This is a genomic window from Rickettsia endosymbiont of Orchestes rusci (assembly GCF_964030945.1).
Lineage (GTDB): Bacteria > Pseudomonadota > Alphaproteobacteria > Rickettsiales > Rickettsiaceae > Rickettsia.
In genome coordinates this window covers 510,740-531,317 of the sequence record NZ_CAXIQG010000004.1, presented here as the reverse complement: position 1 = coordinate 531,317, position 20,578 = coordinate 510,740, and the positions used below count along the sequence as shown (strand labels likewise).

Sequence of the window (20,578 nt, the reverse complement as noted above, 5' to 3'; positions counted from 1 at the left end):
TGCAGTGTCATGCCGTGACTTGATCACGGCATCCAGTCTTTTGATTAAGGTTTTTTCTGGATACCGTGGACAAGCCACGGTATGACACTGAATGCGTTTTTTGATCTACGCAACAATGCCTTCCCGCGAAAGCGGGGAATGACATACGGTTACTTTATCAAGCCATGCAACAACGCCTATAGTCGCTTGTAATGACGAGTATGAGCATTATATATAAAATGTTATATCAATGAAAAAAAAACTTAAGTTAGTATTAATTATAGCTGCGACGATTATATTAATATATAGCGGGATATGGTTTGCTATTCTTATTTCTTTATCAAATTTGATCAATCAACAATATTCTAACCGCTATATTGATGCAAAAATATTTAATAATAATGAGCAGTATTTTATTAAATTTTCTAAAGTTAGACCGTACGGTTTTCCTTTTAAATTTGCTATTGCTATAATTAATTTGTCGGAAGAAAGTAGTACCAGAAAAGTTGAATTTAATTCTCCTATTCATATTGGGTATGATTTACTAGCGCAGCATTTATTCCTGTCTTTTAGAGGGGAGGCAATAGGACGACATAAACCGGTAGAAATAGGTTTCGGCGTAAAATTTAATAATAAAGAGAGTATTTTATCGGCTAAAATTCCATTAAATTTGAAATTATTTAAAATACTTTGGCAAAAAAAAGATCTATTTGAAATTATTAATTTAATAGAAATTTTTAAATTTCGCTCTAATAAAGTAGAGATATTTGATTTAATCGATAATCAAAAGCTTTATGATGAAGATTATACGTTATTTTCTTTAGCGTTTGATAAAAGTAAATATTATTTAGATAAAGAAGATTTTTTGGAGAACCTACCGCAAAAGTTAGATATTATTTATTCAACTAAAATATCTGAAAGTAACCTTGAGGGTAGAACAATCCCCGCCGGATTATTATTATATAGATTTGCATGGCCTAATAGCTTTACCTTTGAAAGTAAATTTTATATTAAGACTAAAGCGTTGAATTTTAATGCCCAAAATATTAACGATTGGGCTAAAGATTTTGAGATAGGAATAGATTATGCTAAAATCATCAGTGATATTTGTGAAGGCTCGACGCAGTTATTATATAAAGGGGTGGTAGATGATTTAGGGAATAATAATATTGTCCTTAAGATTGACTCGCAAATTAAATTAAAGCAAGATTTTATAGAAAAATTATTAAATACTATAAAAACTTATAATGATAAGCAAGCCTATTTATTAAAGCTTTCCAAACTCGATAGTGCCAACGAAGAACTTATATATATTATTAATAATAAGGATAAGTTTGATTTTACTCCTCTTGAGAATCGAGTGTATGAATTTGCCTTAGATGTTAATTTAGTTACGGAATTAAATAAAGTAACCAGAGCGCAAATAAATAATTTAAGCTTATTTTCCGGTAGCTCCGGTTTTAATTTTACAAATGAGAGTACGGTAAATATACTTAAAAAATCTGTAAGTAAAGGGGTAATAATATTTAATAATTACTTCAAAATAATAGATATTTTAGGTTCATATTTTTATAATTTAGGAAAATTTAAAGCTTTTTCCGATGAGAGTAGAGAATTATATAAAAACGCTTTAAAATCATTTTTAAGAACTATTTCGGATCATCCGGATTCTAACTCAACTGATATAAGCTTTAAGTATGAATTAGATTTATCTAACCTAAATAATACCAAAATAGGAATGATTGATGATATAAACAAAATTATACCGTTATATTATTTATCACTATATAAAAGTGCGGTAGAAAAAGTTGAAGCGGGAGATAATATAAAAGAAAAAATGCAGGAATTAATCCCTGATTTTGCTCAACATCAAAAGATATTAGAACAATTTAGTTTGCCGCAATTTCAAGAAATTACTCAAAGCCTTTGGGAAGAAATTATAAAATAAAGCACTCTCGGTGTCATTCCTGCGAAGGCAGGAATCCAGAAAAAAATAGTCATCCTGAATTTATTTCAGGATCTGTTGAATTAGATGCGGCAAACTTGTTCAGCATGACTTCTTGTTTCTAGACACTCGTTTGAACTAGAATAACATAACAAGAAATTATAAAATAAGGTTCAAAATTGGATATTATAGAAAAAATACATCACGATTTAAAGGATGAGGTCGTTAAGTTAAATAACCTTATTATTAACTGCTTAAAAAGCGACGAAGAGCTAATTGAAAGAGTCGGAAAATATTTGTTAGAAGCCGGAGGAAAAAGGATTCGTCCTATCCTTACTATTTTAACTAGTAAAATATTTGGTTATCAAGGTGACTCTCACATCAAGCTTGCGAGTGCCGTTGAGTTTATTCATACCGCGACGTTGTTACACGATGATGTAGTAGACGATAGTACCATGAGAAGATTTAAACCCACGGCAAATGTTATTTGGGGAAGCAAAACGAGTATTTTAGTCGGTGATTTTCTTTTTAGTCAGTCATTTAAGTTAATGGTAGCTTCGGGTTCTATTCAGGCTATGGAAGTTTTATCGCAAGCATCGGCAATTATTTCAGAGGGAGAAGTAGCACAGCTTGTAAAATTAAATCAACGCCGAATTATCACGAGAGAAGAATATCATGAAATAGTACGCTCAAAAACTGCCGAGTTATTCGGTGCTTCCTGCTCGGTAGGTGCTATTATTGCCGGTCAATCTGAGCATATATCTACTATAATGCAAAATTTCGGTAAGTTGTTAGGTAATATATTCCAAATCATCGATGATTTACTTGATTATCTAGGAAATAGCAAGCAAGTAGGGAAAAATATCGGTGATGATTTTTTAGAAGGAAAAGTTACACTACCGCTGATTTTTTTATATGAAAAATTAGACAATGAGGGAAGGTTAAAACTTGAAAATATGATTAAAGCAGATAAGCGCACAAATGATGAATTTAAAGAAATACAAGATTTAATAATAAAAAATGATATCAAGCAGCAAATTTTAGATTATTTAAATATTTTAGAAGAAGAGGCTAATAAACTATTAGCACAAATCACCCAGCAAAATATTTATAAAGATTCCCTTTCTTCTCTTATTAAATTTATTTCAAGTAGATCGTATTAGGTTTTGTGAAGGAAATTAAACACCTAGGGTTAAAAAGAAATTAGATTAAAGAAATATTTAACCTCATTCCTAACGCTATAGCAGCACGATCAAGGGTATCAAGAGTAACATTTGGGTTATTAGGATTTAAAAGCCTATCTATAGCTGTTCTGCTGGTTTCCATTTTTTTAGCCATTTCCAGTTTTGTTATATGCTTTTGCTCCATCACTTGCTTTATTTGATTAGCAAGAATACGTTTATGAGCTATTGCTGTAACTTCTTCCAATATTCCAATTTCGTTGAGAAAATCATCAAAATTAGAACCAATACCGTTCTGATTAAGTGTATTCATAATTCTACCTCTTTTTTTCTTTTATATGCTAAATCTAGTTCTTTATCAGGTATTTTTTGAGTTTTTTGATAAATCCATGTAAAAGGATCATCTTATTACCTACTATACAAAAAATTACTCTTCCTATCTTGCCATCCGTTAAATTTGATCTTACTTCGTACATTCCTTTGCCTAGAGGTTTACATATAGGCATTCCAATTGGCCAAGAATACTCGATAGTTTTGATGTCTGTACCGATAGTTTTACAATCATTAGGTTCTAGTTCAAGTAACCAATCACGCACCGGTTCTTTTTTAGTTATAGATTGATAAAATTTTACAACAAGAGTTTTTGGTATATTAAGCATTATAACAGTGTACCATATGTGGTACTATTTGACAACTGATATAATAAAAAAATTTAATAAGGAATGTTCCCAGAAGCTAGAATTAAAAAATGTCACCTTTCCATAATCTCTTTAAAAATTCTTTGATAGGTAATATATTAATTTCCTGAGTCTCTAAATGTATTTTTCTTGGAGTTTCTTCTAAGCAGATAATATAGCCTTTATCAAGCTTGTGTTCTTCCATAAAAGCTTTCATTCCTCGAAGTTCGCTTTTATGTAAATTTGAAGATATTTTTACTTCAATCGGTAGCGGTTTGCCTTTTATAGTACTAATTATAAAATCAACTTCTAAACCTGTTTTAGTACGCCAGTAATTTATACGATGATCTAGATCATTTAAATTTATATACGCTTTTAATTCCGTAAACACATAATGTTCGAGTGCTTTACCTGCTGCTGCACCTTTTAGATCATCAAAATTATTTTCCGTGATATTACTTGCTATTCCTACATCAAAAAAATAAAATTTAGGAGTTGACGATATAATTTCTCGATTAACTTTTTTTGTGTATGGGTAAATCAAATATCCAACCAACGTATCAATAAGTATTTGATAATATTCTTTAACTGTTTTGGCATCAATATAGCAATCACGAGCAATATTAGAATAATTTAATAACTCTCCGTGAGAAAAGGCCGTGCTATCCATAAATCTACTAAATGCGGTAATATTGCGTACTAATCCTTCAGCACGTATTTCATTAGTTAGATAATCTTCTACATATGCTTTAAGTAATTTACGTGGGTTATTATTGATAAAATGTAATGGGATTAAACCATGATTAAATATCCTTAAAAGATTAAATTCTTCTTTTATTTCCGGATATACTAACGGATAAAAATTATATTTTATAGCTCTGCCGCCAAGTAAATTTGTCCCGTGTAATCGTAATTTTCTACTACTTGACCCGCACAAAATGAAATAGCTATCCGTATTTTCTATAAGCCAATGAATTTCATCAAGTAATGCCGGTACTTTTTGTACTTCATCAACTATTATAGGAAAAGTAAGTTTTTGTGTATCTAATGCTAAGATTTCTTCCCGAAACATGGATGGTTGTTTTAGATATTTGAATTGCAAATCAGTTTTTAATAAATCATAATATACTGATTCAGGATATAGATTTTTTAAATAAGTTGATTTTCCTACTTTCCTTGCTCCCCACAGAAAAGCTGTTTGTTTCTTTTCTAAATGTAATTTTAAATATCTATTATACATATTATGCTAACTTATTAGGAGTTAATTCCTAATTAGTATAACTTATTAGGAGTTAAGTCCAGAATTTTCTTAAATCAAGAGGTTCTTTAACAACATAGCGCCATAATTTATCTATGCCTTTAGTAATCCCGATACGGGGGGTTATAGAAAAGGAAGTTTTGAGTCCTATATCACTAACAAAAAATTCATTATTATTGATAATATCACATTTATTATGAGAAATATTTATCCCTAAATATCGACATAATTTACCCGGACCGTTCAGATATTGATTTTCAGGAGAAATAACATGTGTTCCTCTTATTAATACTGCAGCAGGGAAGCCTTCTATTTCAGTTACGAAATTTAGGCAGTAATACATGCCGTAAATTAGATATACATAACTAAATCCGGCAGAGCCAAACATTATATCGGTTCTTTTTGTCCGTCCTCTTGCAGCATGACAAGCAGGGTCATCTTGCCCTATATAGCTTTCCGTTTCGGTAATGATAGCTTTTTTCCCCTGAAAATATAATAATTTCCCAAGTAATTCTTGGCTTACTATATTAGTATCACGAGCGAAAAAATCTCGAGTTAAGGGGATTAGATTGTTATTCATGAGATATCGTCATTGCGCAGAGGTACAGGATCATAACCGCCTTGACAAAAAGGATGGCATTTAATTATTCTTTTGAAAACTAGCCATAACCCTTTGAAATTTCCGTGTATTATTATTGCATCTTTGGCATATTCCGAGCAAGAAGGGTAAAAACGACAATTATTACCGAGTAACGGCGATATAAAATATTGATAAAATTTGATTATTAATAGTAAAATACTAGTCACTATCTTTCATTTTATTAATTATTTCAACTATGCTTTCGTTTGTTAAATCCTCAAAATAGTCATCGTTAATTTGCACGACAGGGGCATTTACGCAAGCACCTAAACATTCTATTTCTACTAAACTAAATTTTTTATCGCTACTTACTTCACCGCATTTAATTTTTAGTGTTTGTTCACAAGCTTCAACTATTTGATCGCTACCGCGAAGCCAGCAGGGCGTAGTAGTACATATTTGAATATGATGTTTACCGACAGGCTTTAAATTAAACATAGTATAGAAGCTTGCTACCTCATAAGCTCGCATATATGGCATATCAAGTAAGTTTGCTACATATTCTATAGTAGCCGTCGGAAGCCAGCCGCCCATTTGACGTTGTGCAAGGTCAAGCAGCGGTAGAATGGCGCTTCTTTTGCCTTCCGCCGGATATTTTTTAATAATATCCGCTGCCAGCTTCGAGTTTTTCTTATCGAATGTAAAATTTGTAATTTTTGTAGTCATATTTTTAAATAAATGCATTTGATGTCATACCGTGGCCCCGCCGGCATTGTTGTATGGATCGATATTTCTTCTGTCATCCCGTGACTTGATCCATAGTACCGGACAGTTTTTGAAAGTTAGTCAAAACGTCATTGCGAGCAGCCATATAGGCTGCGCGGCAATCCAGAAAAATAATAAAAAAATGCTATAAATTAGCATTTTTTACTGGATTGCTTCGTCAATTACTATGTAATTTCCTCGCAATGACGATGATTTTTCAAAAACTGTCCGGTACTATAGACTTGATCGCGGGATCTCGTGAAATATACTATCACAGATTGCTTTACGAGATACCGTGGTCAAGCCACGGTATGACATTTTGCTATTTTTCGATCCATGCAACAACGCTGGCCCCGCCACGGTATGACAAGGTTATCTGTCAATTTCTCCAAACACAATATCAAGCGTGGCGATAATAGCCACTATATCAGCCATTAAATGACCTTTTGCCATAAAATCAAGTCCTTGTAGATGTGCAAAGCCGGGTGCTTTAATTCGGCATCGATAAGGTTTGTTACTACCGTCGGAATATAAATATACGCCAAACTCGCCTTTCGGAGCTTCTACTGCTTTGTAAGTTTCTCCCTTCGGTACGTCATAGCCTTCGGTATAAAGCTTAAAATGATGGATCATTGCTTCCATAGATTCTTTCATTTTTGCGCGCGTCGGCGGGGTGATTTTATGATCGGTAGTTTTAACTTCACCTTGCGGCATTTTTTCAATGCATTGCTTAATTATTCTTAACGATTGATATATTTCTTCAACACGAACTAAATATCGATCATAACAATCACCGGACTTGCCTATAGGAACATCAAAATCCATTTCATCATAAACATCGTAAGGATTTGATTTGCGTAAATCCCAAGCAATTCCTGACCCTCTAAGCATTGGACCGGAAAACCCCCAATCCATAGCTTCTTTCTGTGAAACAACGCCGATATCGACTAATCTTTGCTTCCATAATCTATTATTATTTAGCAATGTTTCTACGTCTTGCAAGCGGGTAGGGAACTGTTCTATAAAAATGGCGATATCCTCTAATAAGCCATCCGGTAAATCCTGCGCAACGCCGCCCGGTCTAAAATAATTGGCATGCATGCGAGAACCTGAAACACGCTCGTAAAATTCCATAATTTTCTCACGTTCTTCAAACAGCCATAATAAAGGGGTAGTAGCGCCAACGTCTAACGCTTGACTACCGATATTTAAAGTATGGTTTAGAATTCGGGTAAGCTCCGAAAACATAACTCTAATAAACTGTGCACGCCGTGGTACATCACAGCCTAGCAATGACTCAACAGCTAGAGCAAAAGCGTGTTCCTGACACATCGGGGATACATAATCCAGCCGATCAAAATAAGGTATGGCTTGCAGATATGTTTTATGCTCGATTAACTTTTCGGTACCGCGATGTAGCAAACCGATATGTGGATCGGCTAAATTTACTACTTCGCCGTCCATTTCTAAAATTAGCCGCAATACTCCATGAGTCGCCGGATGCTGCGGACCGAGATTTAGAGTTATAGTTTTAGAGTTGTTAGTCATAGTAGCCGTCATTGCGAGGAGCCGTAGGCGACGCGGCAATCCAGTTAAATAATTTCATCATATAAATCTTTCCAATTTACATTCATTTGCTCAATTAAATTAAGCTTTTTTTCTCTTGAGCCTGATTTAATTTGTTTTTCTCTAGTTATTGCAGAGTCCATAGTTTCATGAATTTCATAAAATACTAGTATTTTACAATCATATTTTTTACTAAACCCATTAGTTGTATTATTTTTGTGTTCATATATACGTTTGATAAGATTAGAAGTTACTCCTACGTAAATAGTACCATTTCGTTTATTAGCAATAATATATACAGTCGGTTGTTTCATAATTTTTCCTGGATTGCCACGTCGGGACTATGTCCCTCCTCGCAATGACGTTGCAGGCACCACATTACTTCCCAGCCTTCTCATCACCCGGTAACACGTAACTCGGACCTTGCCAAGGTGAAGAAAAATCAAATTCTCGATATTCTATATCAAGCTTGACGGGTTCATATACCACCTTTTGCAGAGTTTCATCATACTTAACCTGAGTATAACCTGTTAATGGGAAATCTTTACGTAACGGATGTCCTTCAAACCCGTAATCGGTTAAGATGCGTCGCATATCATGGCTATCCGTGAAATTTATCCCGAACATATCGTAAGCTTCACGCTCATACCAACAAGCAGCATTAAACACCCCGGTTATAGAGGGCAAAGTTTCATTCTCGCTAACGGCAATTTTTAACAATAAACGCTTATTTAATTTCAAACTTAGTAAACTATAAACTACTTCAAATCTTCTATCACGCTCCGGAAAATCTGCACCGAATAAATCAGTTAAGATAGTAAAACGTAAATCTTCCGACTCCTTTAAAATCGTTAGAAAAGATAATAAATTATCCGCTTCTATTTGATAACTAATAAAACCCGTTATCTCTATGGGAGTTGCTTTAATATTATGTGCAGATATAAATTTATTGATAATTTTTGCCGGATCACTCATATTTCCTGCCGTCATATTTAAAGCCTGTGGAACGCTTAATTTTCTTTTGTAATTGCAATAATCCGTAAATTAAAGCTTCAGCGGTCGGCGGGCAACCCGGAACATATACATCAACCGGTACGATTCGATCACAACCGCGCACTACCGCATATGAAAAATGATAATACCCGCCGCCGTTAGCGCAGCTTCCCATAGATAAAACCCATTTAGGTTCAGCCATTTGATCATATACTTTGCGTAATGCCGGTGCCATTTTGTTAGTTAGCGTGCCTGCTACTATCATTAAATCGGATTGGCGAGGGCTTGGTCTAAATAACATCCCGAAACGATCCATATCGTAGCGGCTCGCTGCTGCCTGCATCATCTCAACCGCGCAGCATGCAAGCCCGAAAGTCATCGGCCATAAAGAATTTGCCCTTGCCCAGCCGACTAAATCATCAACTGTAGTTAACAAAAAACCTCGATTAGAAAGCTCATCATTAATTAATTCGTTCTCTGCTTGAAAATTATTTTTCATATAATTATATCTACTTTATATACGTTCGTATTTCAAGGATTAAGGACTGTCGCCCCGTGACTTGACCACGGTATGACAACGCTTCATTTATGAGTATAATCATTCCCACTCCAGAGCGCCTTTCTTCCACTCATATATAAAACCGATAATAAGGACAAAGAGAAAAAACATCATTGAAAAGAAGCCTATTTTACCGATTTTTCCGAGAGTAATAGCCCAGGGGATTAAAAACGTAACTTCAAGATCAAAAATAATAAATAAAATGGCGACTAAATAAAAACGTATATCAAATTTAGCTCTCGCGTCGCTAAAAGGCTCAAAGCCGCATTCATAAGGTTCTAATTTGTCTTTATTATACTTCTTAGTAGCTAATAAATTCGGCAAAATCATTATTAAGCTAGATATTAATACCGCAATGCCGAAAAAAACACTAATCGGTAAATATTCCTGTAAAATTTTTGATTCTTGCCACATTATGTTTTTTTTATTAAGTTAAACGTCATTGCGAGGAGGCAATGGCGTTGTTGCATGGCTCAAATTTTCGATGTCATTCCTGCGTAGGCGGGAATCTAGTCTTGTCATGCTGAACTTGTTTCAGCATCTCATTAATAGATACTGAAATAAATTCAGCATGACTATAATTTTTCTAGATTCCCGCCTACGCGGGAATGACATCTATGAATTCTTTATTTTCCTAGATTATATCAACCAAAATTAATTATCAATTATTATATCGGATTTAACTAATAACTTCATTAAAATCAATGCCCAAATACCAACTGCTACCCACCATACTTGCCAAATACTATAAGAAACCATCCCGATAAAATAATAATTTATAAAGCAGGCATAAGAAATAGATTGATAATTTTGACAATTATTATTTTGCCGTGTTAAATTACTAATTTGTTTAAGATATTTATAAATTAAAGCTAAAAATAATATTAGTCCGATTAAACCCGTCTCAAGAATAACTTGTAGTATGTTATTATGAGGGTGCAAAGGTAGGGGATGCCATTCTATCCCATTATGTTTAATTATTTCACTATCTTTTACTTCTATATATTTTGAAGATGCAAAACCGTAACCGAAAATCGGTTTTTCTGCAATTTTATTTGCAACAAAATGCCAAATAAACAGACGATGTTGTGCTGACTCCTGAATAGACGATGCATATTTTTCTGATATATATCTAGGATTTATATTGCCGGCAATTATCGGAATTGATAATGAACCGGCTATTAAGCCTATACTTATCAATCTAAAAAATATTTCTCCGGTTAATATTTTTTTGGTTATTTTGCTAACCGAAAATGTTAACCCGCCGATTAGAAAACCTAAAAAACTTGCTAAGCTGTCGGAAATAAATAATAAATACAGCACTAATACATAAAATAATAAAGAAATAATAGGCTTTTTATAATAAATTAAGATTGTTATTATTATCCACGCGGTAATTGATAGTAACGCACAACCACGATCTAACATATAAAGGTTAAAAAATTGTGAGGAAGAAGATTGAAAAATAGCACGGAAAGCTTTAGTTAGGAGGCCGTTAGTCAGATATTCAATAAAAAATAAAATTATTGCGACAATAACTCCGCTTATAAGATAGCATTTAATATTTCGGTCATTTTGAAAAAATATAGACGTATCTATGTAATTACTAGTCGTAAAGCCTAGCAGTAAAACCGAAAAAACTTGTAAAAAAGTAAGTAAGCTGTTTATAGGGTTAATTGCGAATATACATGATAATAAACACCAACTAGCAAATAATAATTCTGTTTTGTAAGTAGAAAATAAAAAGCGTAAAGTGATCCTATCTTTTATAGAAAATAAGAAAATCATTAACAAAATCGGTATGGTAGCAGCTACGGATAATCCGCCTATCATACCGATAACGGGAATTAAAAATATTAGACCGGAAATTAAATAATAATGCATATCAAATACTTATAGACAATTTTTGGCGAAAATTTCATAAATCGGATGTTCAAAGGTAGAGAGTGAAATACTTGCAGAAGTCATCCATCCTTGAAAAAGTAATATCGGGTCTTCATCAATTTTATATTCGGTAATTGTTAATAATAAATAATTATCTTCCTTATACGGATCAAGATTTTTTAGGCATTTATGGAGCTTGATTTTTATATTACCGAAATATTGTTCTTCACCGACTTTAAAAATTAATTCACGAGAAGTAGCGGTAATTTTGTTTAAGGCAATAATTTTGCCCTGCCGATAATTTTTTAATTCAGCACTATTATTAAGCTCAATATTCTCAAAACTAGCCGAGTTATTTTTGATAATAGGGAGGAAATCACTATCTCTGTCATTATTTTCGATGTCTTCGGTGGTAGAAAACGATTCTATGTCAATATTTGTATTTTCTGCCTGTGATAAGCTAGTAAAGCCTAGCAGGATAGCAAAAACTAAAATAATTTTAGGTAATATCATAGGTCGCAATATATTTTTTAAGAATTATATAGCATTGCCGATTAATCACAACAAAGTTTTATGTTAATCTGCTTCAGAGTAATTTAAAATTAGTAATCAATGTTACATATTGTATTTCATTCCCTCGCAGGCGGGAATCCAGAAAAATACTTTTTAAGTCATCCTGAATTTATTTCAGGATATTTTGCAATAGATGCTGAAACAAGTTTAGCATGACAAAGAAAAGTCTGGATTCCCGCCTGCGAGGGAATGACATCGACACGACTTTAAATATACTTAATCTTGTACTTGCAAATATAAATAAAACATAAATATCAATGGCTTACTCAAAGGAATTACTATATGCTATTTTACGTCAAGATTTTCATAGTTTCGTAATTAAGGTTTTTAATACTATCAATCCCGGTATAGATTATCGATTAAATTGGCATATCGAGTTGATAAGCGATTATTTGCTAGCGGTGCAAAACGGTGATATTAACCGTTTAATAATTAATATACCGCCAAGGTCTTTGAAATCTGTATGCGTAAGTGTTGCTTGGCCGGCTTGGATATTAGGACACGATCCTACTAAAAGGATTATGGTTGCTAGCTATTCCCAGATATTAAGCATCAAGCATTCTTTAGATTGTCGGTTTATTTTATCTGCCGATTGGTATAAACAGCTTTTCCCCGATACTGTTTTAAGTAAAGAACATAATCAAAAAAGTAAATTTTTAACGAATGCAAACGGTTTTAGATTTGCTACTTCCGTCGGTGGTTCGGCTACAGGTGAGGGCGGCGATATATTAATTATTGATGACCCTCATAATCCTAGCCAAATAAATTCTTATAAAATACGTAAAAAAGTAATTGAATGGTTTGAACAGGTTTTTGTAAGTAGATTAAATAATAGAAGTACCGGCTCGATAGTGTTAGTTATGCAAAGATTACATGAGGAGGATTTAGTCGGGCATCTCCTTATGAATTCTGATTCCTGGCATCATTTAAAAATTCCGGCTATTGCCGATAAAGATTATTTTTTTAAATTACTAGTTAATGGTCAAATAAAAGAATATCAACATCTTAACGGGGGTTTATTAGATAATTTTAAAGATTCTCGTAATCTTTTAAGTGAGCTAGAGCAGGAAATAGGTAGCTATAATTATTCAGCGCAATATTTGCAGCGACCGCTTCCTAAAAATTCTTCATTACTCAATATTGAAGATGTTAGTTTTTATGAAAATTTGCCGGAAAAATTTGATTATTTTATTCAAAGTTGGGATACGGCAATTAAAATTTCAGAAAATTCCGATTATAGTGTTTGCACTATCTGGGGGATTTTAGATAAAAAATATTACCTTATTTCAATGACCAGAAAAAAACTTACCTATCCTGAACTTAAAAAATTAGTAGAGAGATTAGCGGAGCAATATAGCCCAAGATTTATATTAATTGAAGATAAAGCCAGCGGGCAGCAGATCATTCAAGACTTACGCCTCAATAACGATAATATGCGCATAATCGGCATAAAACCACGACTCGATAAAATTACCAGATTTGCGTCAATAGTGTCGTTATTTCAATCTTCTAAGGTTTTACTACCTAAACAATCAGCGCTTAATAATATAATTTTAAAAGAATTATTATATTTCCCGCATGTAAAAAATGACGATATAGTAGATTCCGTTAGTCAGTTCTTAAATTTTGTCAAAGAATTATCATTAAAACCGCCGGCAAGGATTAGAGAGTTTTAGCTGGTATACTCGTTGAACTTGAAAAATTGGCTACGTTACTTCTCGCTTTTGATCCTCACGTATTTAGTATACGCTGCGGTCAAAAGCTCCGAGGTGCCTTGCTCTTTTTCAAGTTGAACTTCGTCTATCCACTCTGGCATTGTTGCGTGGATCGTTAAACGTCCTTGCGAGGAGGGGCCTCGGTATGACAAGTTTTAAGCGATTTTAACCATCTCGCAATGACGGCTTACGTTTTTGCTCCTTAAGTTGACACCCATGCGCAGGCGGGTATGGCATCAAGGATTTTGTTTATCAGTATAACCACAAAATTGTTGCTTTTTTACTCAAAACTGTCTAAAATTCCAAGGACTTTAGGCTAGGTAGCAAAGTGGTAATGCGGTTGACTGCAAATCTTCTATGCGCCGGTTCGATTCCGGCCCTGGCCTCCATACGAAGATAAATATATACTGTCGGTAAATGAAGGGTTGGTTTTAATGTTATTACTTTCCTACTTTTTGATGTCATTCCCGCATATGCGCGCACTACTGTACGAACGTTGAAAAAAGGCTGTGTCATGCCGTGACTTGATCACGGCATCCAGGAAAATAAAGCCATATTAGACTTATTTTAGAATCTTTTTATGATATTATAAGCTGGACTGAAGTGGTCGTAGCCACGGAATGACAGAATTTTTACCTCTTTATTTAAACGTTCGTACAGTAGTGCATATGCGCGGCGTTTTGCATGGATAAGAAATTGCCATAAAAAGGGTGTCATTCCCGCGCAGGGGGGAATCAAGACTTTTCTTTGTCATGCTGAACTTGTTTCAGCATCTATTGAAAAAGATCCTGAAATAAATTCAGGATGACTTAAAAAGTATTTTCTGGATTCCCGCCTACGCGGGAATGACATAATGGGGTGTAGGGAATGACATAATGGGGTGTGGGGAATGACATAATGGGGTGTGGGGAATGACATCGAAAATTCGAGCCATGCAACAATGCCTGCCGCAGCTAGGAATGGCATCAAGGATCCAGGCATGACATAAACCACAACTCTTCCGGTTAATTGAGTAGTATATTATGGAATTTATCGAGCAGTTTCTCGAAATGATGTTAGCCGAGCGGGGAATATCAAAAAATTCCTTACTTAGCTATAAACGTGATTTACTGGATTTTCAAGCCTTTTTGTCTCAGCAAAAAATATTAGAATTAAATACTAGTATCGAGAATGTTAGGGATTGGATTGAATATTTAGCAACTAACGGCTTGCAAGCTCGGTCAATTAATAGAAAAATATCCACTATCAAAAGCTATTACGAATTTTTAATTAGTGAAAACCATACAAATTATAATCCTGTTTTGATGGTAGACTTACCGAAATATCAGGATAAACTCCCTTCTACCTTATCAATTCTAGAGATCAAAACTTTACTTGACTATTGCGAAAACAATCAAACTCCCGAAGGCTTACGGCTTAAGGCAATGATTCATTTGCTATATGCGAGCGGTCTACGTGTTTCCGAACTTGTTAGCCTTAAATTAAATGATATTTTAATTAACAAACTTTCCTCTAACGTGAAAAAAATATTTTCGGTGTTGGGGAAAGGTAACAAGGAAAGAATGATAGTAATAAACGAGCAAGCTATTGCAAGTATTACAGAATATTTGAAAATTAGAGATATTTTTATCAATAAAAAATATCCTAAAAATATAGTTTATTTATTTCCTTCGGCGTCTAGTAGCGGCTATATGACTAGGCAAAATTTTGCTATTCTTCTAAAACAAGCGGCAATAAAAGCAGGGCTTAACCCTGAGAATATTTCTCCCCATGTTTTACGCCATAGTTTTGCCAGTCACCTACTTGGAGGCGGAGCAGATCTCCGAGTTATTCAAGAATTGCTCGGTCATGCCGATATCAGCACCACGCAAATATATACTCACATCCAAACCAATCATCTAAAAAAGGCTCTTATGCGCCATCCTCTGCAAATTTATCCACAAGATTAAATTATTTTTTAAGAAGCATTATAAAAAAGTTGTTAATTTTTTTTAACCTTATATAGTGCAAAATTCTATTTTAATAAAAAACGAGGAAATGGTGGTGTTAACACGAAATATAATTAGTAACATAGTTGCAGGAGAGGCAACTAAAGAGGATTTAATAGAGTTTAAAAATGTTTTTGGTACAAAACCAAAAGAAAAAGAAAGAAAAGCTTTTGTTAAGGCTTTAAATGAAATTCTAGATGATGATATTTTGCACAAGTTAAATCATGCCGTAATGGAAAATGCCCATATTCTTGTACCTGATGATGACCATGTTTTTTACTGTCGTGAAACTCAGGATAAAATTTTTCAGGAATTATTAGTGTTGGAAGCAAAACGTCATGGTATGATAGCAAAATTTGATGTAAATAGTAAATTAGAACCGTTAAAGCCGGAAGATATACCGCCTGCTATTTTGGATCATTATGCTACATTAAAAGAAAATTTTTATAATAAAAGAGATGCAAAAGATTCATTAGATAGCAGAATAGCGCAAAGTATTAATTTTATGATGTACGGTCCTATTGTAAGAGAAAATACTAATTATACAAAGCTATTAAACCCAGCAGCTCAAGCTATTTTGGAGAAAGAAATTCAAAAAATCGATGGTAGTTATATTCAAGAGTTAAGCAAATCAAGAATTTCACAGTATATAGAGAAAGCCCCAAGAAAAACTGTTTTTCAAATTAATACAATAAATAAAGATAAGACAGAAATTAAATCTATAACTGATAAAATTATTAAAGGAATCGGAAATGAACTTAAAATAACTCCTGAATCAATAATTGCGGACTCAATAGAAAAATTAGGAGAAAAGTTTCTTGTAGATAATCAACAGAAAGAAAAAATTCTTATTAAATTGTCTTCTTGTTTAGCAAAGATTGATAACCTTCAGTTAATAGAAAAAAAAGAAAAATTAATAAGTATAATCTCCCGGGAATTAGAAGATAATAAAACTAATTTTTCAAAAAAAATTAATATATTTTCGTCAAAATATTATAAAATTGCTACCAAAAAACTAGAAGATATAGAAACGGAAATTATTAATTATACTAAACAGGTGGAAGTTTCTGAAGAAGTCTATAAGGAAGCTGCTGAAGGAGTTCCTAAAGTATTACCTGATAAGGTAATTGAGGGATTAATGCAACGTGTTATAAGAGGAAAGACATTAGAAGAGTATAGGGAACAAGGTAAGAAGGATAAAGTTTCTAAAGAGTTGCCTGATTCGGTAACCGGTAGCATAGAACAAAATCTGAATGATAGTGGAATAGTAATGTTAGGAGAAGATGATTTTATTTACTTCGGAAGCGAAGGAGCTTAAATACTTGTTTTTATATAAGATATAGAAGTAAGAAAATTTATTGAAAAATTTTTCTTTATTATATTTTAGCTATTTTCTTTAATTTATGTAAGGATTAAGTTATTTTGAAATACTAAAGCTTAAAACTATGCAAATAAAAGGTGAGTAAAAGTTATGATAGAAAAAGAAATAATAAATAGAATAGTTGCATGAGAAGTAACGGACAATGATTTAATAAAGCTTAAAAATACTTTCGGTGTAAAAGCAAAAGAAAGAAAAGTTTTTATTGAAGTTTTAACTGCAAATTTAAGTGATGATGCTTTGCATAAGTTAAATCATGCAGTAATGGTAAATGCTGCTACGCTTGCGTCTAATAATGATCCGAATTTTGTATGTCGTACCCCTGATACTAAAATTTTTCAGGAATTATTAGCATTTGAAGCAATGCGTTCCGGCATGAAAGCTAAATTTGATGCCAAAGGTAACTTAGAACCGTTAAAGCCGGAAGATATACCGTCTGCTATTTTGGATCATTATGCTACACTACAAAAAAATTTTTATAATAAAAGAGATTCAAAAGATTCATTAGATAGCAGAATAGCACAAAGTATTAATTTTATATTATATGCTCCTATAGTAAGAGAAGATGAAGCATATAAGAAACTAGACCTGTCAGAAGCTGCTCAAATAGAAGGGGAAATAGCAGAGCCTAAAGGAAAATATACTAAGCAGTTAATCGAGTCTGAAGTTTCAAAGAAGGCTGTACGGCAAACTAATGAACAAATGAATATTAAGGAAGATTCTATAATTGACAAATCAATAAAAAAATTAAAAGTAGAAAATGAAATATTTATAGATGATAAGCAGCGTAAGAAAATTATTAATAATCTATCTTCTCTATTAGAAAATATTTCTTCTAATAACTTGGAAAAAAATAAAGCCGAATTAATAAATAAAATTTCTCAAGAATTAAATAATAAAAAAACCTTTTTTACAAAAATAGCTAATTTTATCGGGATAAAACGGTATAAAATTTCTACAAAAAGCTTAAAAGAGATAGGAAAAGAAATAACTAATAAGTATAAAAATATAGAAGGAGATGAATTTACTGCTAATATACCGACAGAAGTGCAATTAAAAGCAAAAGATGTTGGGGAAAAGTTAATAAATACTACCGGTAATAAATATACACCGGCAAGTGAAGGATTAAAATCAATAAGTAAGCTTAAAAAGTTACTAAAAACTCTTGATATACCGGAAGATAAAAAATCAAAAATATTTATTATTACGGAGGAGCTAACAAGTTATATAGAAAACGGTTCTATGCTTCCTTCAGCTATTAAAGCACAGCCGAAACAAAAAAGACAGCAAAGTAAATAGTGTTGTATATAGGTATAAGTTGAAGAGTTGTCTACCGTCATTGCGAGGCGGCAATGCCAGCGTGGATACCTTAAACGTCATTGCGAGCGACCAAAGGCGTTGTTGCATGGCTCGATAAAAGCAGCAGTATGTCATTCTAGTTAAAGGCGGGAATCCAGAAAAATTATAGAGTCATCCTGAATTTATTTCAGGATATTTCTCAAAAGATGCGCAAAACTTGTTCAGCATGACAAAGACTGGATTGCCGCGTCGGTACGATGTGCCTCCTCGCAATGACGGTGTTTTTTTTGCAACGCTTTTGAGCCATGCAACAACGCTCCGCGTCGATGCTAAAGCATCTCCTCGTAATAATGATTTTTAATATATAATTACTTATAATTATATATGAGCTTTTACTTGCTCAACGATATGAGCGAAACCTTCACTGTTATTTACGGCTAGTTCTGCAAGTACTTTACGGTCAATATCAATTTCGGCCTTTTTAAGACCTCCGACAAACTGCGAATATACCAAACCATGCTCACGAACTGCTGCATTTATTCTTTGAATCCATAAGCCTCTAAAATCACGCTTACGATTTCTACGATCTCTATAAGCATAACTAAGGGCTTTTTCTACTTTTTCAACGGCTACTCTAAAACAACTATTAGCTCGACCTCTATAACCTTTTGCAAGTTTGAGGATTTTTTTATGACGATTTTTTGAAATTTTTCCTGATTTTGCGCGTGTCATTTTTTAGCTCCTAATTAATTAATGCCGTATGGAAGAAAATATTTTTTTACATTATATCCATCTTGAGCACAAAGAATTGTAGTACCTCGAAGGTTACGAAGTTGAGCTTTAGTACGACGACGCATAAAATGTTTTTTACCTGCTTGGGATGCGATAACTTTACCGCTAGCAGTAAGTTTAAAACGCTTTTTTACAGCGGATTTTGTTTTTAATTTAGGCATGATTATTCCTTTAAATTGGTATTTTAAGATTTTGTCGGTAAATATAGGCATACCAAAGCCACGTTACCGATGATACTACTTAATCTTTCAAAAATTGCTCTTTACATTTTATTAGGGATTCGTGTACTCACGTACTATTTGTACGCTCCCATCCTTTGGTTATCCATTGGCTCACCCTTCAAAATAAAATTCAATTTTCAAAATACGAGCAGTATAGTAACGTGAACAATAATATTATTCATCAATTATTGCAAGATATTTTTTAAGTTTTGTGCTATAATGTAGCTCATAAATCATTTATTCATAAGAGACAAATGTTTGGAGAAAATCCTAAAAGAGGAATTTTACACGGTGACGGGACAAAATTAGAAGTTAAGGCAATTTTTAAAACTATTCAAGGGGAAGGGATTTTTGTCGGGGTTCCGGCTATCTTTATAAGACTCGGAGGATGTAACCTTGCTTGCAATTTTTGTGATACGGACTTTGAGGAATATAGCTTAATAAATACCGATGATATTATAAATGAGGTTATCTCTCTTAGTAAAAATTCATACGCAAAAAAATCAATTAAGCTAACGGTGATTACCGGCGGGGAGCCGCTTCGTCAACCTATTGAATTGTTATGTCGAAAATTGTTAGAAGAGAGTTTTCAAGTGCAAATTGAGACTAACGGTACGTTATACCGTCCTTTGCCGAAAGAAATATCGGTAGTTTGTTCGCCGAAAGCCGGAAAAAACGGCTATTCTAAAATAAGAGAAGATTTATTACCCTCTATTAGTGCAATGAAATTTATAGTTGCTAAAAATATTATGGAATATAATCATATAGAGGAAGTCGGTCAAACTAGTTATAACATACCGGTTTTTATCCAACCGATGGACCAAAACGACCCAAAACTTAATGCCGATAATAATAAGTTAGCCGTTGAGCTTGCTTTAGAATCAGGACATCGCTTATCCTTGCAGACGCATAAATATTTAGGTATAGAATAGATTATCGGCTACTACCGATGTCATTCCCGCGCAGGCGGGAATCCGGGCTTTCTAACTTTGTCAAGCTGAACTTGTTTCAGCATCTTTTTTAGTAGATCCTGAAATAAATTCAGGATGACTATAATTTTTCTGGATTCCTGCCTGCGCAGGAATGACATACTGCTGCTTTATCGAGCCATGCAACAACGCTCCATTTTCACGGGAATGACATCTAAAAAGTAAAAAATAATAATTAGAACTTGAATTTTTAGGAATTTGAGGTTAATATTACTTGCTTTAAAGTTTAAAGGCTT

The 20,578-nt window shown here is 33.3% G+C and carries 29 protein-coding genes and 1 tRNA gene; 11 read left to right on the top strand and 19 right to left on the bottom strand.

All coding sequences use genetic code 11. The features are described 5' to 3' along the window. Window positions 1–7 precede the first annotated feature (7 nt). Window positions 8–145 carry a hypothetical protein gene (locus tag AAHM91_RS06540; protein ID WP_341793982.1) on the bottom strand — a complete coding sequence of 46 codons (138 nt, stop codon included), beginning with the start codon at window positions 143–145 and terminating at the stop codon, window positions 8–10. A gap of 84 nt (window positions 146–229) precedes the next feature. Here AAHM91_RS06540 and AAHM91_RS06535 point away from each other — a divergent pair, with 84 nt between their 5' ends. The 3 genes from AAHM91_RS06535 to AAHM91_RS06525 are packed head-to-tail and all read left to right on the top strand — an operon-like array spanning window position 230 to window position 3,087. Beyond that, a complete protein-coding gene (locus AAHM91_RS06535; protein ID WP_342270258.1) occupies window positions 230–1,927 on the top strand; it encodes a hypothetical protein in 1,698 nt (565 codons plus the stop codon). Then, entirely contained in the window at window positions 1,906–2,049 is a 144-nt protein-coding gene (locus AAHM91_RS06530; protein ID WP_342270257.1) for a hypothetical protein, read from the top strand. Before AAHM91_RS06535 ends, AAHM91_RS06530 begins: the two co-directional genes overlap by 22 nt. Window positions 2,050–2,103: 54 nt before the next feature. After that, on the top strand, window positions 2,104–3,087 hold the full coding sequence (locus AAHM91_RS06525; protein ID WP_342270256.1) for a polyprenyl synthetase family protein: 984 nt from the start codon (window positions 2,104–2,106) through the stop codon (window positions 3,085–3,087). A 40-nt stretch (window positions 3,088–3,127) separates the two neighbouring features. On the opposite strand, the gene AAHM91_RS06520 is transcribed toward AAHM91_RS06525, so the two are convergent. The 6 genes from AAHM91_RS06520 to nuoE all read right to left on the bottom strand — a co-directional run bounded on the left by AAHM91_RS06520 (window position 3,128) and on the right by nuoE (window position 6,346). Next, window positions 3,128–3,418 carry a helix-turn-helix domain-containing protein gene (locus AAHM91_RS06520; protein ID WP_341793986.1) on the bottom strand — a complete coding sequence of 97 codons (291 nt, stop codon included), beginning with the start codon at window positions 3,416–3,418 and terminating at the stop codon, window positions 3,128–3,130. A 34-nt stretch (window positions 3,419–3,452) separates the two neighbouring features. Further along, a complete protein-coding gene (locus AAHM91_RS06515; protein ID WP_342270255.1) occupies window positions 3,453–3,764 on the bottom strand; it encodes a type II toxin-antitoxin system RelE/ParE family toxin in 312 nt (103 codons plus the stop codon). An 82-nt stretch (window positions 3,765–3,846) separates the two neighbouring features. Then, a complete protein-coding gene (locus AAHM91_RS06510; protein ID WP_342270254.1) occupies window positions 3,847–5,022 on the bottom strand; it encodes an ATP-binding protein in 1,176 nt (391 codons plus the stop codon). A gap of 52 nt (window positions 5,023–5,074) precedes the next feature. After that, window positions 5,075–5,620 carry a DNA-3-methyladenine glycosylase gene (locus AAHM91_RS06505; protein WP_342270253.1) on the bottom strand — a complete coding sequence of 182 codons (546 nt, stop codon included), beginning with the start codon at window positions 5,618–5,620 and terminating at the stop codon, window positions 5,075–5,077. After that, window positions 5,617–5,847 carry a membrane protein insertion efficiency factor YidD gene (yidD, locus tag AAHM91_RS06500; RefSeq protein ID WP_253307780.1) on the bottom strand — a complete coding sequence of 77 codons (231 nt, stop codon included), beginning with the start codon at window positions 5,845–5,847 and terminating at the stop codon, window positions 5,617–5,619. The genes AAHM91_RS06505 and yidD overlap by 4 nt, the downstream gene beginning before the upstream one ends. Further along, on the bottom strand, window positions 5,840–6,346 hold the full coding sequence (gene nuoE / locus AAHM91_RS06495; RefSeq protein ID WP_253307779.1) for an NADH-quinone oxidoreductase subunit NuoE: 507 nt from the start codon (window positions 6,344–6,346) through the stop codon (window positions 5,840–5,842). The genes yidD and nuoE overlap by 8 nt, the downstream gene beginning before the upstream one ends. Window positions 6,347–6,395: 49 nt before the next feature. Between nuoE and AAHM91_RS06490 the strand changes: the two genes are divergently transcribed. Then, the gene (locus AAHM91_RS06490; RefSeq protein WP_342270252.1) at window positions 6,396–6,536 is read left to right on the top strand and encodes a hypothetical protein; all 141 of its coding nucleotides are present in this window, start codon (window positions 6,396–6,398) and stop codon (window positions 6,534–6,536) included. A gap of 221 nt (window positions 6,537–6,757) precedes the next feature. On the opposite strand, the gene nuoD is transcribed toward AAHM91_RS06490, so the two are convergent. The 7 genes from nuoD to AAHM91_RS06455 all read right to left on the bottom strand — a co-directional run bounded on the left by nuoD (window position 6,758) and on the right by AAHM91_RS06455 (window position 11,900). Then, window positions 6,758–7,933 carry an NADH dehydrogenase (quinone) subunit D gene (gene nuoD / locus AAHM91_RS06485; protein ID WP_342270743.1) on the bottom strand — a complete coding sequence of 392 codons (1,176 nt, stop codon included), beginning with the start codon at window positions 7,931–7,933 and terminating at the stop codon, window positions 6,758–6,760. 44 nt (window positions 7,934–7,977) lie between these two features. Further along, window positions 7,978–8,265, bottom strand: coding sequence for a GIY-YIG nuclease family protein (locus AAHM91_RS06480; protein ID WP_341793994.1), 288 nt, complete (start codon window positions 8,263–8,265; stop codon window positions 7,978–7,980). A 64-nt stretch (window positions 8,266–8,329) separates the two neighbouring features. Beyond that, the gene (locus AAHM91_RS06475) at window positions 8,330–8,941 is read right to left on the bottom strand and encodes an NADH-quinone oxidoreductase subunit C (RefSeq protein WP_342270251.1); all 612 of its coding nucleotides are present in this window, start codon (window positions 8,939–8,941) and stop codon (window positions 8,330–8,332) included. Further along, complete coding sequence (locus tag AAHM91_RS06470; RefSeq protein WP_341793996.1) at window positions 8,919–9,443, bottom strand: NuoB/complex I 20 kDa subunit family protein; 525 nt, start codon at window positions 9,441–9,443, stop codon at window positions 8,919–8,921. Before AAHM91_RS06470 ends, AAHM91_RS06475 begins: the two co-directional genes overlap by 23 nt. Window positions 9,444–9,542: 99 nt before the next feature. Continuing rightward, the gene (locus AAHM91_RS06465; protein ID WP_253307775.1) at window positions 9,543–9,917 is read right to left on the bottom strand and encodes an NADH-quinone oxidoreductase subunit A; all 375 of its coding nucleotides are present in this window, start codon (window positions 9,915–9,917) and stop codon (window positions 9,543–9,545) included. Window positions 9,918–10,157: 240 nt separating this feature from the next. Beyond that, on the bottom strand, window positions 10,158–11,387 hold the full coding sequence (locus AAHM91_RS06460; RefSeq protein WP_410526161.1) for an O-antigen ligase family protein: 1,230 nt from the start codon (window positions 11,385–11,387) through the stop codon (window positions 10,158–10,160). 9 nt (window positions 11,388–11,396) lie between these two features. Then, a complete protein-coding gene (locus AAHM91_RS06455; protein WP_253307774.1) occupies window positions 11,397–11,900 on the bottom strand; it encodes a DUF2155 domain-containing protein in 504 nt (167 codons plus the stop codon). Between the two features lie 317 nt (window positions 11,901–12,217). Here AAHM91_RS06455 and terL point away from each other — a divergent pair, with 317 nt between their 5' ends. Beyond that, on the top strand, window positions 12,218–13,636 hold the full coding sequence (terL, locus tag AAHM91_RS06450; protein ID WP_342270250.1) for a phage terminase large subunit: 1,419 nt from the start codon (window positions 12,218–12,220) through the stop codon (window positions 13,634–13,636). Between the two features lie 353 nt (window positions 13,637–13,989). After that, window positions 13,990–14,064, top strand: a tRNA-Cys gene (locus tag AAHM91_RS06445). Window positions 14,065–14,242: 178 nt separating this feature from the next. Here AAHM91_RS06445 and AAHM91_RS06440 read toward each other — a convergent pair. Together AAHM91_RS06440 and AAHM91_RS06435 are read right to left on the bottom strand one after the other, a co-directional pair. Continuing rightward, window positions 14,243–14,392 carry a hypothetical protein gene (locus AAHM91_RS06440; protein ID WP_342270249.1) on the bottom strand — a complete coding sequence of 50 codons (150 nt, stop codon included), beginning with the start codon at window positions 14,390–14,392 and terminating at the stop codon, window positions 14,243–14,245. A 33-nt stretch (window positions 14,393–14,425) separates the two neighbouring features. Beyond that, entirely contained in the window at window positions 14,426–14,641 is a 216-nt protein-coding gene (locus AAHM91_RS06435; protein ID WP_342270248.1) for a hypothetical protein, read from the bottom strand. Window positions 14,642–14,697: 56 nt separating this feature from the next. On the opposite strand from AAHM91_RS06435, the gene xerD reads away from it, so the two are divergent. The 4 genes from xerD (at window position 14,698) to AAHM91_RS06415 (ending at window position 18,701) form a co-directional block, all read left to right on the top strand. Beyond that, window positions 14,698–15,624: a site-specific tyrosine recombinase XerD gene (xerD, locus tag AAHM91_RS06430; RefSeq protein WP_342270247.1), complete on the top strand. Its 927-nt coding sequence runs from the start codon at window positions 14,698–14,700 to the stop codon at window positions 15,622–15,624. Between the two features lie 55 nt (window positions 15,625–15,679). Beyond that, window positions 15,680–16,981, top strand: coding sequence for a DUF5410 family protein (locus tag AAHM91_RS06425; RefSeq protein ID WP_342270246.1), 1,302 nt, complete (start codon window positions 15,680–15,682; stop codon window positions 16,979–16,981). A 300-nt stretch (window positions 16,982–17,281) separates the two neighbouring features. Further along, window positions 17,282–18,340: a DUF5410 family protein gene (locus AAHM91_RS06420; protein WP_342270245.1), complete on the top strand. Its 1,059-nt coding sequence runs from the start codon at window positions 17,282–17,284 to the stop codon at window positions 18,338–18,340. A gap of 226 nt (window positions 18,341–18,566) precedes the next feature. Next, window positions 18,567–18,701 carry a hypothetical protein gene (locus AAHM91_RS06415; protein WP_342270244.1) on the top strand — a complete coding sequence of 45 codons (135 nt, stop codon included), beginning with the start codon at window positions 18,567–18,569 and terminating at the stop codon, window positions 18,699–18,701. Window positions 18,702–18,718: 17 nt separating this feature from the next. On the opposite strand, the gene rplT is transcribed toward AAHM91_RS06415, so the two are convergent. Further along, window positions 18,719–19,072, bottom strand: a complete 354-nt coding sequence (rplT, locus tag AAHM91_RS06410) for a 50S ribosomal protein L20 (RefSeq protein ID WP_253307769.1) — start codon at window positions 19,070–19,072, stop codon at window positions 18,719–18,721. A gap of 14 nt (window positions 19,073–19,086) precedes the next feature. Next, the gene (gene rpmI, locus AAHM91_RS06405) at window positions 19,087–19,293 is read right to left on the bottom strand and encodes a 50S ribosomal protein L35 (protein WP_341794004.1); all 207 of its coding nucleotides are present in this window, start codon (window positions 19,291–19,293) and stop codon (window positions 19,087–19,089) included. Window positions 19,294–19,607: 314 nt separating this feature from the next. Here rpmI and AAHM91_RS06400 point away from each other — a divergent pair, with 314 nt between their 5' ends. Continuing rightward, window positions 19,608–20,285, top strand: a complete 678-nt coding sequence (locus AAHM91_RS06400; RefSeq protein WP_253307767.1) for a 7-carboxy-7-deazaguanine synthase QueE — start codon at window positions 19,608–19,610, stop codon at window positions 20,283–20,285. Window positions 20,286–20,345: 60 nt separating this feature from the next. Here the strand turns inward: AAHM91_RS06400 and AAHM91_RS06395 are convergent, their stop codons facing one another. After that, window positions 20,346–20,468 carry a hypothetical protein gene (locus AAHM91_RS06395; protein ID WP_342270243.1) on the bottom strand — a complete coding sequence of 41 codons (123 nt, stop codon included), beginning with the start codon at window positions 20,466–20,468 and terminating at the stop codon, window positions 20,346–20,348. Window positions 20,469–20,578 lie beyond the last annotated feature (110 nt).